Raw genomic sequence first — 14,571 nt, 5'->3', positions numbered from 1 at the left:
ATTTAAAAATGCTCGTCTATTGGCTTGATATTGTCGGCACCGCGGTATTTGCAATCTCTGGCGTATTACTGGCCGGGAAATTACGTATGGATCCGTTTGGCGTCCTGGTCCTCGGCGTGGTTACCGCCGTCGGAGGTGGCACGATCCGCGATATGGCGCTGGATAATGGACCGGTTTTTTGGGTTAAAGATCCAACCGATCTGGTCGTGGCGATGATCACCAGCATGCTGACGATCCTGTTGGTACGGCAGCCAAGACGCCTGCCGAAATGGATCCTTCCGGTACTCGATGCCGTTGGCCTGGCGGTGTTCGTGGGTATTGGCGTCAACAAGGCCTTTCTCGCAGGAACAGGCCCCTTGGTGGCGATTTGTATGGGGGTGATTACCGGCGTCGGCGGTGGGATCATTCGCGATGTATTAGCACGTGAAGTCCCGATGATTTTGCGTACCGAGATCTACGCCACAGCCTGTATTATCGGCGGGATCGTGCATGCGACGGCGTTTTATACCTTTGATGTTTCACTGGAAAACGCCAGTATGATGGGGATGATTGTCACCCTGCTGATTCGGCTTGCCGCCATTCGCTGGCATTTGAAATTACCGACGTTTGCTCTGGATGATAACGGACGTTGACATGATGATGCAGAATATGTAGGCCGGATAAGGCGTTTACGCCGCCATCCGGCACATTGCCCGGTGGTGCTACGCTTACCGGGCCTACACCATCAGACCACTGGTATTACAGACAGCAATCAGATGCTGAAAGAAGAACCACACCCGCAGGTGCTTTTCGCATTCGGGTTAGTCACAACGAAGCGGGAACCTTCCAGACCTTCGGTATAGTCAACCGCGCCACCCACTAGATATTGCAGGCTCATCGGGTCAACCACCAGACCAACACCTTGTTTCTCAATGGTCATATCACCATCGTTCACCTGATCGTCAAAGGTGAAACCGTACTGGAAACCGCTGCAACCACCGCCGGTGATATACACACGTAATTTCAGATTCGGGTTATCTTCGTCAGCGATCAGGCTTTTTACTTTATTGGCTGCTGCTTCAGTAAATTGCAGTGGCAGCGCTACGTCATCACTCATATTTTGCTCCAAACGACATTGGCAATTGGGCAAATTATAACCCAATGGTTAAGGCCATTATCTAATACCCTGGTATTTCGTTCAAGTATTCTCGCCAGCGGCTGTACCCTGGCTTTTAGCCGCCTGCTCCGCTTCCTGTTTTGCCAGCGTACGGGCAAGGATAGTCGAGTATAGCGGCTTTCCGCCCATAAATTGGGCTAATAGTGTTGCGCCAAGACAGGTAATAATCATTGGCAAAATGAGCTGATAGTTATCGGTCATCTCCAGCACCAGCACAATACCGGTGAGCGGCGCTCTTACCGACGCCGCCAACAATGCTCCCATTCCGGCGATGGCGAAGGTCCCGGCCTCCAGATGATAATGCGGAAAAGAGGCCGCTGCCGCCATACCGAACGCGGTGCCAAGCAACGTGCCTAATGCCAGCATCGGGGCAAATATCCCGCCGGGCGCGCCGGACGAGAAGCACAGCAGCGTGGTAATGACGCGGGCAATAAAGATAAACAGCAGTAAACCAACGCTGAAATTCCCTGCCGCAGCGATAGGTATCAGGTTAAACCCGCCTCCAGCCGCTTCAGGTGTAATTAAGCCAAGAATCCCGCACAGACCGCCGATCGCACCGCCCATCAGCACCCATTTTTTGAGATCGCCGCCATGGAAACGCTGGAACATATCCTGAGTCCGCAACACCATAGTGTTGAAAAATGGCCCGACACAGCCAAAAATAATCCCCAGGACCATATACAACCACAGCGTGTTCACCGGCGCATTGGAGAGCTTCCCAACTTCAATAAGCGGTGCCTCGCCGTTGAAAACACGAAACACAATGCTCGACATGATGACGCCGGTAAACACGGCTTTGATCGAGACAAGGTTATAGCGAAACTGCGGGCGCATCTCTTCAATAATGAACAGGATCCCCGCCAGAGGGGCGTTAAACGCCGCCGAAAGGCCCGCTGCCGCACCGGTAGCCAATAAGGTATGTCGCGCTTCTGCGCTACGCATGCGGAAAATATCCAGCACCATGCGCCCGAGGTTACCACCGATCTGCACGGTCGGTCCTTCTCGCCCGAGCACCATACCGGCACCCAGCGTGCCCATACCGCCGAAAAATTTCACCGGCAGTACGCGCCACCAGCGCACAGGCCGCAGCTCTTCCAGCGCGCCTTCAATCTCTGGGATCCCCGAACCACCGGCTTCCGGCGCAAATTTACGCACCAGAAAGTAGCCAACCATCGCCAGCAACGCAGAGAGAATAAATGCCAGCGGCCACAGCAGAATGGCATGGTCCGCAACCTGAGCCAGCGCGCCAATGCGCTGATTCTGCACCCAGGTCACCGCTTTCTCAAATGCCACGCCAACAAGCCCTGTCACTGTACCCACTACGGCAGCCATCAACAGGATCGCCAACGGCGTTTTGTCTCGTTCCAGGAGTCGACGGATTTGATCCCTGCGGCGTAAACGCACAATTTGTTGTGCTTCAAAAGAGGGAGTGTCTGTCTTCATCAGATGATCATTAATTGGTAATACAAATACGGAATCGGCATTCTACTCGCACATTTCACGAAAATCCCCTGCAAATCGTATTGTTTCAAATGCGTAAAACTTTCATAACCTTCTCTGAATAACTAGAATAGCGGGCATTTACTTTTTCTACGAACCAGGACCCCATCCATGAGTAAGTCTGAAAATCTCTACAGCGCAGCACGCGAACTTATCCCTGGCGGCGTTAACTCCCCCGTTCGCGCCTTTACTGGCGTGGGTGGTACTCCGCTGTTTATCGAAAAAGCCGACGGCGCGTATCTGTACGATGTCGATGGTAAAGCCTATGTTGACTACGTCGGTTCCTGGGGACCGATGGTGCTGGGCCATAATCACCCGGCAATCCGTAATGCGGTGATTGAAGCTGCGGAGCGCGGTTTAAGCTTTGGCGCACCGACCGAAATGGAAGTGAAAATGGCGGAGCTGGTCACTGAACTCGTGCCGACCATGGACATGGTGCGCATGGTGAACTCCGGCACGGAAGCGACTATGAGCGCAATCCGTCTGGCGCGCGGTTTCACCGGTCGCGATAAGATCATCAAATTTGAAGGCTGCTACCACGGTCATGCCGACTGTCTGCTGGTCAAAGCGGGTTCGGGAGCGTTAACGCTGGGTCAGCCTAACTCCCCGGGCGTTCCGGCTGATTTCGCGAAACACACCCTGACCTGCACCTATAACGATCTCGCTTCAGTACGTGCGGCATTTGAACAATATCCGCAGGAGATCGCCTGCATCATCGTTGAGCCGGTCGCAGGCAACATGAACTGCATCCCGCCGCTGCCGGAATTCCTGCCGGGCCTGCGTGCACTGTGCGATGAGTTTGGCGCGCTGTTGATCATCGATGAAGTGATGACCGGTTTCCGCGTGGCGCTGGCCGGTGCACAGGATTATTACGGCGTCGTGCCGGATCTGACTTGTCTTGGCAAAATCATCGGTGGCGGAATGCCCGTTGGCGCATTCGGTGGGCGTCGCGATGTGATGGACGCACTGGCGCCGACTGGACCGGTTTACCAGGCGGGGACGCTTTCCGGTAACCCAATCGCGATGGCGGCAGGTTATGCCTGTCTGACCGAAGTCGCCCAGCCGGGTATTCATGAAACGCTGAACGAACTGACGACGCGTCTGGCGGAAGGTCTGCTGGAAGCTGCCGAAGAAGCGAATATTCCGCTGGTAGTTAACCATGTAGGCGGGATGTTCGGGATTTTCTTCACTGATGCAGAAACCGTAACCTGCTATCAGGATGTGATGGCATGCGACGTTGAACGCTTCAAGCGTTTCTTCCACATGATGCTGGATGAAGGAATTTATCTGGCGCCGTCCGCGTTCGAAGCAGGCTTTATGTCCGTGGCGCACAGTGAAGAAGATATCAATAACACCATCGACGCCGCGCGCCGGGTGTTTGCGAAACTGTAAAGGAGAACGTCCAGAAGCAACGTAGGCCGGGTAAGGCGAAGCCGCCACCCGGCTTTTTTATTGCCGGATGGCGACGCAAAGCGTCTTATCCGGCCTACATGAAAAGAATCAGCCTCAGCGGCTCTGCTTTCTCAACAAATAGATAAAGTACGGCGCGCCAATAAACGTCGACAGTAATCCCGCCGGGATCTGATACGGAAACAACACCATCCTGCCGCACCAGTCAGCAAAAACCAGCAACACGCCACCCGCCAGCGCTGAAATCAGCATATGCGGCATCGCCCGACGAAAACCCATCATCCGGGCAATATGCGGCGCCATCAGCCCGACAAAGCTCAACGGTCCAATGGTCATGGTGGCTGTCGCCGTCAGCCCTGCCGCCAGCAGCAGTAATCCCACGCGTGATGGCGTAATAGCCATACCGACAGCCCGCGCCGTATCGCCGCCGAGCGGTAAAATTGTCAGCCAACGGCGGCACAACGGCGTCATCGCCAGCAGGATAACCATTACAATCCCGGTGCGCAGCACCTGTTCGCCACTCGCGTTATAGGTTGAGCCGGAGATCCAGGTTAGCACCCCCGCCATACGCGGATCGCCGCTGGCCTGCAGCATCATCAGCAGCATTGTAAACGCCGTGCTGAGCGCCATCCCTGCCAGCAACATGCGGTGCGGTGAAAAGCCCCCGCGCCCGGCGGCAATCATAATGATAAGCAAGGTGGCTGCCGCACCGAGGCTCCCGGCCGGCAGCAGCCAGCCAAAGGCATTGCCGGGGACCAGAAATAACATTAGCACCACGCCAAATGCCGCCCCGGAGCTAATTCCTAATACTTCCGGACTGGCCATTGGATTTCCGGTCAGACGCTGAATAATACAGCCAGCTACCGCTAACATTACCCCGGCAATCAGCGCTGCCAGAACACGCGGCCAGCGCCAGGGCATGAGCTCATCCAGCATCGCGCCGCTGGCCCATGTCCAGCCGTGCGCATCGCGGCCAAACGCGAGCGCCACAATAACGGTAAGCAGCAATATCGCCCCTCCCGCCAGGGCAAACATCAGTACATTCTGGCGCTCAGCAGCGATGCGGTTACTGGCATTCATATCCGGCGCGCTCATACTTCTAAGGCGCGGCAACAGCCACAGCAGCAATGGCGCGCCAATCAGCGCCGTCACCGAACCAGTGGAAACTTCCATCCATACGCGGGTCAGCCACAGAATGATTTGGTCGGAGAGCCAGAGGATCAACGCACCAATCAGCGGGGCCAACATCAGACGCGCCAGCAGACGACGCGCGCCGAGCATTTTCGCCAGCAGCGGTGCAAACAGGCCAATAAAGCCGATAATCCCAACCGCGTTAACCAGTAAAGCGCTGATAACAATGGCCAGCGATAACGCCGCCAGACGTGCCAGCGATAGCGCCAGACCGAGGTTACGCGCCACACCGTCATCCAGTCCCATCAGCGTCATTGGGCGTAATAACAACAGCGTCAGCATCACACCGCCCAGCAGTTGCGGCCACAGACGCTGTACGCCGCTCCAGTCGGTCTGCGTTAGCGTACCGCTGCTCCATAAAAACATGCTTTGCAGTTGATCGTGATGGAAGATAACCATCAACTGGTTAACTGCCCCGCAGTACAGGCTGACCACCAGCCCGGCAAGGATTAACGTCACCGGAGAAAGACGTTTGCCCCAGGCAACGCCAAACACCAGTGCCCCAACAACACATGCTCCCGCCAGCGCCGCAAATTGCGTGGTCAGCGCACCGGGAATAGCCCACAGCGTGGTAACCGTAATGCCCAACTGCGCCCCGGTTGCGACACCTAACGTAGTGGGTTCTGCCAGTGGGTTACGCAGCACCTGCTGAAACAAGACACCGACCAGCCCCAGCCCGGCACCGACCAACAGTGAAATCGCCAGCCTCGGCAGCAGACTGTAGTGGAAAACCATCTGCTCAATAGCATTGATATCCGGTGACCAGATAGCCTGTTGCCACTGACTGCGCGGTAGTGCAACAGAGAAGTTTACCCAGGTCAGCCAACAGGCAGCGACAAACAGAACCGCCAGAAGAAGGGTCGGGAATAGCGCAATTCGTTTACTCACGCTTTGCCTCCCAGCGCATTATCCAGAATGCGGGCAAAATGCATCGCCGAGAGCGTGGCGCCATAGAACCAGACGGCAGGCACACGCTGAAAACGTCCGCTGCGGACAAACGGCATCGCCTGCCACAACGGCGTAGACATTAGCGCAGCCATCTCTTTATCGTTGCCGTGATCAAAACACAGCACATCGACATCCTTATAAGCAGCCAGACGGTCAATACTCACGGCAGTGCTGCCCCAAAAGTTTGTCTCGCCCTGCCAGGCGTTGGGGATCCCATAATCATCCAGCACGTCCTGAAACAGGCTGTTTGGTCCAAACACCAGCATATGTCGCGAATCAAGCAAGGAAGTGAGAAGTACAGGGCGTGCGCCGCGTTGAATGAAGCGCGGTTTCAGGCTGGCGATAAAACGATCGTACTCGGTCAGATGGCGTTCAGCAGAGGCTTGCAGATTGAACAATTGCGCCATTTCCTGCAGCGATTGTCGCGCAACGGCCAGCGGCTTTTTACCGTCACTGAAGTTAAATCCCCGGCCAGGCGCAATCCGCGCCAGCTTTTCAGGGGAAGGACCATAGCCTGCCGACCACAGCAAAAACGAGGGTTTCATTTCGGTCAACAGTTCGAGATTGGGCTCCGTACGTAGCCCGACATCAATCACAGAATCCGGCAACGGGGGCTCACTGACCCACAGCTTGTAGTTAGGGATATCGGCAATGCCATACGGCGTAATACCCAGCGCCAGCAATAGCTCTACCGGTAGCCATTCCAGCGCCACAATGCGCTGCGTATCAACCGCCGCAGCGTGTGCCGTATTCATCCGCCACAGCAGCGGCGACAGCGCCATCGCCGCAAGCAGCCGCCGACGGGTAATATGATGTAATTCAATCATTAATAGACAAAACTCACGGGTGCGGCACCGGCCGGATGCGGCAAAATGCCCATCGGGATACCGTAAATCTGTTCCAGAGTTTCACTGCGCATCAGTTCAGCAGGCGTCCCTTGTGCAATCATTTCACCACCGCGCAGCGCAACTAAGTAATCACAGTAGCGGGCCGCCATGTTGATATCATGCAGCACCGCAATCACCGTCAGCCCGCGCTGCTGACTTAAGCGATGCACCAGTGCCAGTACGTCAACCTGATGAGCGATATCCAGCGCGGAAGTCGGTTCATCAAGCAGCAGACAGCGGCTGTCCTGCGCTACCAGCATGGCAATCCACGCGCGCTGGCGTTCTCCGCCGGACAGACTATCAACCAAACGGTGCGCCAGCGGTTTTAAGCCAACCAGCGAAATCGCCTCTTCTACTTTCTCTCTGTCGGCAACGCCAAAACGTCCCAGCGCTCCGTGCCACGGATAGCGGCCAATCGCCACCAGTTCGCACACAGTCATCCCTTCGGCCTGCGGCAACTGCTGCGGCAGATAGGCGACCTTGCGGGCAAACGCTTTACTGCTCCAGTTCTCCAGCGGCTGTTCGTCGAGCAGGATTTCACCTTCTGACGGCGGCTGATGACGTCCCAGCATTTTCAATAACGTCGATTTTCCGGAACCGTTGTGGCCGATAAGGCCGGTCACTTTACCCACAGGAAAAGTTAATGAGAGAGGATGCAAAAGCGTGCGGCCAGGCACACGAAAGGAGACATTACGCAACGCAAAAGTAGTGTCGGGATGGGATCTGTTTTCCTGCATAGCAGCCAACTTGTAAAACGGGCACGCAAAGCGTGCCCAATAGAAATTAGAAACGGAAGGTTGCGGTTGCAACGACCTGACGTTCTGCGCCCCAGAAGCAGCCATAGGTCTGGAAGCAGCTGGCGACGTATTCACGATCAAGCAAGTTATTAACGTTAACCGCAATACTGGAGCCAGCCATACCGAAACGCGCTAAATCGTATTTTACAACAGCATCCATGACTGCTGCGCTACCCACCTTAAAGGTATTTGCTGGATCGCCATAGCTTGAACCAATAAAGCGCCCACCGGTACCCAGCGTCAGGCCAGATAACGGACCTTCATAGAAGGTGTAATCACCCCACAGAGAAGCCATTTGTTCTGGCACCTGCTCAGGTGTATTTCCCTTAAGATTGGTGTCTTTCGTGTATTCCGCATCGGTATAGGTATAAGACGCAGTCATGTTGATATTCGCGGTAAGCGCCGCTTTAGCTTCCAGTTCAACACCACGAGCACGGATTTCACCGGCAGGAACCTGAGCCAGTGGATTCGTTGGATCAGCAGTCAGATTATTGGTTTTCGTCAACTGATAAACCGCACCGGTGACGACAATCGGCAGATCTTTCGGTACATACTTAATCCCGGCTTCATACTGCTCGCCTTTGGACGGCTCATAGGAAACGCGTGGCACGCTCCACAAGTCAAATGAACTCGGTTCAAACGACTGACTGTAGCTGATATACGGCGTAATCCCATTATCAAACAGGTAGTTTACACCACCACGCCAGGTGAACTGGTGATCATTACGCTCAATATATCCTTCCGTTGGCGTATAAGAGTTCTGGCGTATTGTTGTAGCTTGCTGAGACCAGTCGTAGCGACCGCCGACGGTAAACACCCACTTATTCCACTCAGCCTGATCCTGAACGTAGATACCAGTCTGTTTGGTTTCATTCATCTGATACGGTTCGGTATCACCAAATGCAAAATACTCAGGGTCATAGTTGCCGTTAAGATCAATGGGTGGCGCACTACCAAACGCAGCATTGATATCATTACGCATGCGCATGAAATCAACACCAGTTAACAAAGTATGTTCCACAGCACCGGTAGCAAATTTGCTTTCCAGTTGCGTATCGACGCTAAAGTTTTGCAGGCGCTCATCATCCACGACCGTTCCACGGTTCAATGTATGGCCATCGGAAGCGATCCCGGTGCCGTATACACTCTGCTGCGACGTCTTCATTTCAGTAAAGCGCAGGTTCTGGCGAACGGTAAATGTATCGTTAAAGCCATGCTCAAAGCTGTATCCCACCATTTTCTGATTGCGGGAATAAGTATTGTTTGAGGCACCTTCATTGAAATCGGTCGGCAAACGCTTGCCGTTTGGCAGCGGTTCAACGGTGCCTTCTTTTGGTAACCAACCGTAGTAACCTGTTTCCGGTTCGTTCTGGAAATAGGACAGGAACGTAAAGTTGGTTTTGTCATCAGGACGCCATGAGAAGGAAGGCGCGATCGTATAACGCTGTGATTCAGAACCCTGCTGCTGCTCATTTGTTGAGCGCGCCAGCCCGGTTAAACGGTAGGAAAATTCCCCGTTGTCATCCAGCGCATCACTAAAATCAAAACCGGTCTGGAACAAATTGTCCGACCCCATTTTGAACTGAATTTCTTTTAACGGCTCTGTGGTCGGGCGCTTGCTGACCATAGAGATGATGCCGCCAGGATTGCTCTTACCATAGAGTACAGACGTTGGGCCACGCATCAACTCAACACGTTCAAGCATGTAGGGATCAATAACCGCATCGTTATAGAAGTTACCCTGCAATTTCAGTCCATCCAGATAGTTATTCTGGCTCAGGCCGACGGAAGAGAAACCACGGATAATCACAAAATCATAGGTGTTAGATGCGCCACGACTGTTAACAGTCACACCAGGCGTATATCCCAGAGCCTCTTTCACCGACTGGAATTGATGCATTTGCATCTCTTCGTTGGTCACTACCGAAACAGACTGTGGTGTCTTTTCTATAGGCGTATCAGTCTTGGTCGCAGTAGCGGAACGCTTAGCAGCAATGGTCGGAGCTGGCCCCCATGCGCTTTCCTGCGGAGCAGGAGCTGCAGTTACGGTGATGGTTTCTTCTTTCGGGTCAACCGCCGCCTGTGCATAGACAGACATGCCGCTAACCGCTGTGGCTACCACTACTGCGATTTTACGCAGTGATGAACTTGGCTGAGCAGTTTTAAGACGCGCCATTGGTATTTCTCTGATGAAAGTGAATGATAACGTAAACGAGAATTATTATTATAACGGCAGCATAATATTCGAAACTCTGGCGAGATAGCAAGCAATACGCGCCCCTACTAAAACTGAGGGGTTAAGAAATAACCAGATGAAAAGAAAGGGTTAATAAATTAGGCTGGAATGTTAGAGCGCTGACAACCCGCCGCAGCGGGTCGCAAGGCGTTAGCGGTAAAAGACCTCAAAAGTCGCGACGGCGTCCACTTTCCCGGCTTTGACATTGCCGGTTTTGGCATAGCGTGCCTTCAGCGGAATTTCTACCACTTCGTTAGCGCTGGTGCTGCTCACAGCGGTATAGGTTTGATCAAAACTCAGCACATTATTGTTCGTGTCCAGAATCTGGATACCGACACCGCTGGCAGAGCTGTCTCCACTGGCGATAGCCAAAATATTGCCATCCGTAACACCTGTCGAACCAGCACTGTTGAACTTATAATCGATTTGGGTACCTGCCCGACAATCAGAAATCTCGATTTTGAAACTGTTATCGGTGAGTACTTCTGAAAATTGACTGTCAAAGTTATCGACATTAATCGTCTTCAGCGGCACGTAGATATTTTTATCCTCCAGGTTACAGGTATTAGTCTGGATATGAATGCTGGTGGGAGATACCAATATCTGAGCTATCACATCATTACCCCACTTCTCTTGCGCTGTCAGCCGGGAGGTATCAAGATAACCATCCTCGACGTCGCCCGTCACAACCAACTGCATTGACGCATGGTACTTTGTATGAATACTGTTCCATCCGCTTGCTCCATAGCTATAAAAATGCATGGGTGTGACGATATCCTCAGAGGTAAAGGTAGGTGTTCGTTCTTCCGCTTCAGCCATGCGGATACCTATACCTGGAACGCTAGTCTGATAAACGCCTTCCAGCACTCCATTGCGGGCATCGGCATCCGTTAACACTGCGTAACCTTTGTATTTGTTGCCAGTATCCTGGCAATCCATATCGATTTGGCCGCTCTCAATGCTTCCCTCATAAATAACCGTACCAACTGATACGTCAGGCTCCACAGTGATGCTTGCCGGTAGCTGAAAGGTCATTGCGCCATTTTCCGGGTAATTTCCGGTACATGTGGCGGCATAAACAGGTGCCGCAGATCCAGCTAAAATCAATATGATCAACATAGCCCTGAAAATGTTTATGTTCCTTTTACTCATATCTGACAATTTCCGTATTCATAAGCCATCTTCCATTATTGGCAATTAACCGTAGCTGAGAGAATTCCCGTACCCATGTTCTCAGGCACGCTTACGCTACCCGTACATTTCGTCTGTGCGGTATTTCCCCATTGCACCTCAATGCGCTGTGTTCCTTTTAGCCCAGTGACATACACTTCACCGTCGTCACCCACGATCGATGTCGTACCGTCCATACTTAACAGAGCACCAAAAGGAACCACGCTCTGACCATGTTTTAAGGTAAGTAATGCACGCTTACCTGAACGCGCCGTGAAGTCAGCCTTCAGGACGGCCCCTTTTGTCGGAACCACATCCAGAGAAGCATCCTGAATATCAATATCATCACGTCCCTGAGTATTCACAGTAATAGTATTACGGCGATAATTGGTTAAAGTTGGCACAATGGCATTGCCCCAATAATCGGTGTAAACCCCCCGGGAATTTTGTATTTTTACATTATCGCCATCGGTAATGTGCACAATGGCAAAAGCATCCTGAATGGATTGTCCAAGCGTTATTCCCTGCGAATGCGCAACAACGGAACCCTGGGCGCCATAGCCCCACTGTTTACTGTCTTTTTGATAACTGTAATTGGCGCTGAACTCGCCAACCGATGTCCGATACCGGGAAGAGAGATAGGCACCATAACCGACATCGTTATCGGTGTAGGTTTGCTGAAGGTTATAATTTAAATTGTTATCTTCCAGTAACGTTCCACTGACGCCAACCTGATGTGCACTATTACCATTTTTTGAACTTGTCAGAGTATATGTTCCCCAGGCATTCGCCAGCCAACGCGAAAGAGGGACATTCATTGAGATAGAAAACTGCTGATCGTTAGTGGTTGATGGCGTTTTTGTCATGCTGTAATTCAGCGACCAGTTAACGCCCTGCCAACTGCTGCTGTAACCGAGACTCACGCTTCGTTCATGGCCTTCCATTCCCCAGTAATCTTGCTGATAAGCGTTGGCGTATACCGATCCCCAGTTCTGTAACGACTGAGAAAGATTAAGTTGCAGGCGGCTGCGACGGTTATAGTTATCGCGATAGCTATAGATGCTGTCATCGTCGTAGCTGTTATTACGCTGATCGAGAGCCTCCTGAAAGGTATAAAACCCGGAGGTGGAATAACGATAGCTGGCCAGCGTGACCGTGGTATTGGTTAACGGAAAATCTTTTGCGTACTGCGCGCGCCACGACTGGCCATTCGCATCCGCGCGTTCGTCGTCAAACGCGGTTCTCGCCGCCGTCAGATCCATCGACAGCGAACCAAAATCGCGTAAATCAGCTCCGATGCCGACCAGTCCGGCGCGATACATCGACGCGCCCTGCAGACCGCCGTAAGCGGTAATTCCGAAAGGTAAGCCATAAATTGCCGTAGCCTGGCTGAATTCCGGCTCCTCACCGTTATCAACATCGCGATATTTCCCGGCTGCCAGGCTGTACTTCAGCGCGCCTTCACGTTGCATAATCGGCACCGAGGAGCTGGCCTGAATAAAGCTGCGATCTGTACCGTCGGCCTCCGTCACGGTGACTTCCAGATCCGCTCCTGCCGTCACCTGCGTTAAATCACGAATTTCAAACGGGCCAGGCGAGACGTTGGTCTGGTAGATGGTGTAACCGTTTTGCTTAATGGTGACTTTGGCATCGCTATTAGCAATCCCACGAACGACCGGGGCAAAGCCCTGTAATCCACTGGGCTGCATACTGGTATCTGTCTCCAGCTTAACGCCCGTCATCTGCACGCTATCGAACAGTTCGCCGTTAGTGTAGGTTTGCCCTATCTGAAGCTGGCTACGCAATGCTTTGACATCGCGTCCAAGCGTCGTATTAATAGATTGCCAACCATTATCACTCCCCCAATTGCTGGTGTTACGCAAACGCCAGGGGCCGATATTCATCCCTGAATTCAAACTTGCCCAGTTCGAAACATTATTTTGACCTCCGGATTGTTGGTGCGATCCCGAAATATAGTAACTGGTCCACAGAGCCGGAATGCCGTCATCCCAGAAAGTGGGATTGCTTTCGCCCGAAATTTTGCGGTCGCGGTAGATCTGCGGAATACGTAATTGCAGCACCTGTGTTTCCGGATTGAAGTCATAGCGTCCATCCGCGATATATTCGCTAATATCACCCAGCAACGTATCTTCGTTAACATTATTTAATGCCGGAACCGTATCAACTTTAACGCCCAGTTCGCGCAGCTCCGCTTTGGTAAATTGCGGAATCAGTTTGCTGTTATCTTTTGAAAGGAGGTAATTTAAATTTCGTTTATCAATGCGATCCTGATCCCAAACAATCGACGTTAAATAACGTCCGGGGGATAAACCATTATGCTGTAAAAAAGCTTCAAGCGCCCCGGTATTCTCAAGTGGGGTTCCCGTTTCAAGTACACTGAGATTGAAATAATCATCAGCACAAACGGAACCACTCGCAGTCAATATAGCGAATGTCAGCGTATTGAGAGCAAAAAGCCGGGCAGTACGATGTGAAGGCATAAATGTCACCCCATAACTCATCGATAGCTGATTTACAGCGACTGTTTACGCTGTTCGGTTTCTGAGCCAAAATCATTAATTGCGGTCCAGACAACGTTGCCTTTTACTGCCGATGGCAGCGGAAAACGCTGCTCACCAAATGGAGCGACCATCATCGTTAATGCCGTCGGAGAGGACTGGTTTGTAGCCGGTTTAATCGCTTTTCCCGCCACAGAGATCTGTCCGAAGGTGACATAGAAGGGTGTGGGGTTTTTCACCACCAGTCGATTTTGATGGCGGCTAAATTGCAACGATTGCCAGGCCATTTTTGCCTCGTCTTCTGTCAATGAGGCCGGGCGATAAAACAGTTTTAATTTAGTTTTAATGGCAAATTGTAACGTGTTCTTGTCATGCAATTCTTCTGGGATCGCTGCAACAGATTTGATGTTCGCCATAAATAATGACTCACGATCCTGAGGCAGCGCCGATTTATTTCCGGTATAAACCACGTGTAGCAGCGTCTGGCGGTTTTCGTCCAATTTGTAAATTGGCGGTGTCATAATAAATGGCGCTTTGCTGTCATCAATATTACTGACCCAGCTCTGCACCAGATAACGTTTATCATTATCTTTATTTTTTAAAGCAATCTGTACTTCAGATTGGTTAGCCGGATATATAATTCGTGTGCCACCCACTACTACGCCAGCTTGAACCGAATTTAATCCCGAGGTTAATATAAGTATTAATGCTGTGATAAGTCGTTTCATCTTTCCATTCCATTGAAATACTGGCCCTG

At 52.2% G+C, this 14,571-nt stretch carries 11 protein-coding genes and 1 pseudogene; 2 read left to right on the top strand and 10 right to left on the bottom strand.

The window, feature by feature from the left end; genetic code table 11:
• Nucleotides 1-8: 8 nt before the first annotated feature.
• Nucleotides 9-632, top strand: a complete 624-nt coding sequence (locus G4551_RS04350) for a TRIC cation channel family protein (protein WP_003018578.1) — start codon at nt 9-11, stop codon at nt 630-632.
• Nucleotides 633-751: 119 nt separating this feature from the next.
• On the opposite strand, the gene erpA is transcribed toward G4551_RS04350, so the two are convergent.
• The 3 genes and pseudogenes from erpA to clcA all read right to left on the bottom strand — a co-directional run bounded on the left by erpA (nt 752) and on the right by clcA (nt 2,599).
• A complete protein-coding gene (gene erpA / locus G4551_RS04345; protein ID WP_003018581.1) occupies nt 752-1,096 on the bottom strand; it encodes an iron-sulfur cluster insertion protein ErpA in 345 nt (114 codons plus the stop codon).
• Nucleotides 1,089-1,154: pseudogene (gene yadW, locus G4551_RS23740) on the bottom strand (small protein YadW). Before yadW ends, erpA begins: the two are co-directional and overlap by 8 nt.
• 23 nt (nt 1,155-1,177) lie before the next feature.
• Nucleotides 1,178-2,599: a H(+)/Cl(-) exchange transporter ClcA gene (gene clcA, locus G4551_RS04340; RefSeq protein ID WP_003837525.1), complete on the bottom strand. Its 1,422-nt coding sequence runs from the start codon at nt 2,597-2,599 to the stop codon at nt 1,178-1,180.
• Nucleotides 2,600-2,767: 168 nt separating this feature from the next.
• Between clcA and hemL the strand changes: the two genes are divergently transcribed.
• Nucleotides 2,768-4,048 (top strand): glutamate-1-semialdehyde 2,1-aminomutase, encoded by a 1,281-nt coding sequence (hemL, locus tag G4551_RS04335; protein WP_003837523.1) that lies wholly within the window; start codon nt 2,768-2,770, stop codon nt 4,046-4,048.
• A gap of 114 nt (nt 4,049-4,162) precedes the next feature.
• Here hemL and fhuB read toward each other — a convergent pair whose 3' ends face one another.
• The 7 genes from fhuB to G4551_RS04300 form a co-directional block, all read right to left on the bottom strand.
• Nucleotides 4,163-6,145, bottom strand: coding sequence for a Fe(3+)-hydroxamate ABC transporter permease FhuB (gene fhuB / locus G4551_RS04330; RefSeq protein ID WP_003837520.1), 1,983 nt, complete (start codon nt 6,143-6,145; stop codon nt 4,163-4,165).
• Nucleotides 6,142-7,032: a Fe(3+)-hydroxamate ABC transporter substrate-binding protein FhuD gene (gene fhuD, locus G4551_RS04325; RefSeq protein ID WP_003837517.1), complete on the bottom strand. Its 891-nt coding sequence runs from the start codon at nt 7,030-7,032 to the stop codon at nt 6,142-6,144. Before fhuD ends, fhuB begins: the two co-directional genes overlap by 4 nt.
• The gene (fhuC, locus tag G4551_RS04320; RefSeq protein WP_003837515.1) at nt 7,032-7,829 is read right to left on the bottom strand and encodes a Fe3+-hydroxamate ABC transporter ATP-binding protein FhuC; all 798 of its coding nucleotides are present in this window, start codon (nt 7,827-7,829) and stop codon (nt 7,032-7,034) included. The genes fhuD and fhuC overlap by 1 nt, the downstream gene beginning before the upstream one ends.
• Nucleotides 7,830-7,875: 46 nt before the next feature.
• The gene (fhuA, locus tag G4551_RS04315) at nt 7,876-10,065 is read right to left on the bottom strand and encodes a ferrichrome porin FhuA (RefSeq protein WP_003018594.1); all 2,190 of its coding nucleotides are present in this window, start codon (nt 10,063-10,065) and stop codon (nt 7,876-7,878) included.
• Between the two features lie 210 nt (nt 10,066-10,275).
• Nucleotides 10,276-11,277 carry a fimbrial protein gene (locus G4551_RS04310; protein ID WP_231501066.1) on the bottom strand — a complete coding sequence of 334 codons (1,002 nt, stop codon included), beginning with the start codon at nt 11,275-11,277 and terminating at the stop codon, nt 10,276-10,278.
• A 35-nt stretch (nt 11,278-11,312) separates the two neighbouring features.
• Nucleotides 11,313-13,796: a fimbria/pilus outer membrane usher protein gene (locus G4551_RS04305; RefSeq protein ID WP_003837511.1), complete on the bottom strand. Its 2,484-nt coding sequence runs from the start codon at nt 13,794-13,796 to the stop codon at nt 11,313-11,315.
• A gap of 32 nt (nt 13,797-13,828) precedes the next feature.
• Nucleotides 13,829-14,542 (bottom strand): fimbrial biogenesis chaperone, encoded by a 714-nt coding sequence (locus tag G4551_RS04300; protein ID WP_168150125.1) that lies wholly within the window; start codon nt 14,540-14,542, stop codon nt 13,829-13,831.
• Nucleotides 14,543-14,571 lie beyond the last annotated feature (29 nt).

It is taken from the genome of Citrobacter freundii ATCC 8090 = MTCC 1658 = NBRC 12681, assembly GCF_011064845.1.
GTDB lineage: Bacteria > Pseudomonadota > Gammaproteobacteria > Enterobacterales > Enterobacteriaceae > Citrobacter > Citrobacter freundii.
Note: the sequence above shows the minus strand (reverse complement) of the source record. Positions and strands in the feature narration are given on the sequence as shown.

Excerpts from the sequence above, each read along its gene's own strand:
- G4551_RS04350 (WP_003018578.1), top strand. The coding sequence starts at position 9 with ATGCTCGTCTATTGGCTTGATATTGTCGGCACCGCGGTATTTGCAATC.
- erpA (WP_003018581.1), bottom strand. The coding sequence starts at position 1,096 with ATGAGTGATGACGTAGCGCTGCCACTGCAATTTACTGAAGCAGCAGCC.
- clcA (WP_003837525.1), bottom strand. The coding sequence starts at position 2,599 with ATGAAGACAGACACTCCCTCTTTTGAAGCACAACAAATTGTGCGTTTA.
- hemL (WP_003837523.1), top strand. The coding sequence starts at position 2,768 with ATGAGTAAGTCTGAAAATCTCTACAGCGCAGCACGCGAACTTATCCCT.
- fhuD (WP_003837517.1), bottom strand. The coding sequence starts at position 7,032 with ATGATTGAATTACATCATATTACCCGTCGGCGGCTGCTTGCGGCGATG.
- fhuC (WP_003837515.1), bottom strand. The coding sequence starts at position 7,829 with ATGCAGGAAAACAGATCCCATCCCGACACTACTTTTGCGTTGCGTAAT.
- fhuA (WP_003018594.1), bottom strand. The coding sequence starts at position 10,065 with ATGGCGCGTCTTAAAACTGCTCAGCCAAGTTCATCACTGCGTAAAATC.
- G4551_RS04310 (WP_231501066.1), bottom strand. The coding sequence starts at position 11,277 with ATGAGTAAAAGGAACATAAACATTTTCAGGGCTATGTTGATCATATTG.
- G4551_RS04305 (WP_003837511.1), bottom strand. The coding sequence starts at position 13,796 with ATGCCTTCACATCGTACTGCCCGGCTTTTTGCTCTCAATACGCTGACA.
- G4551_RS04300 (WP_168150125.1), bottom strand. The coding sequence starts at position 14,542 with ATGAAACGACTTATCACAGCATTAATACTTATATTAACCTCGGGATTA.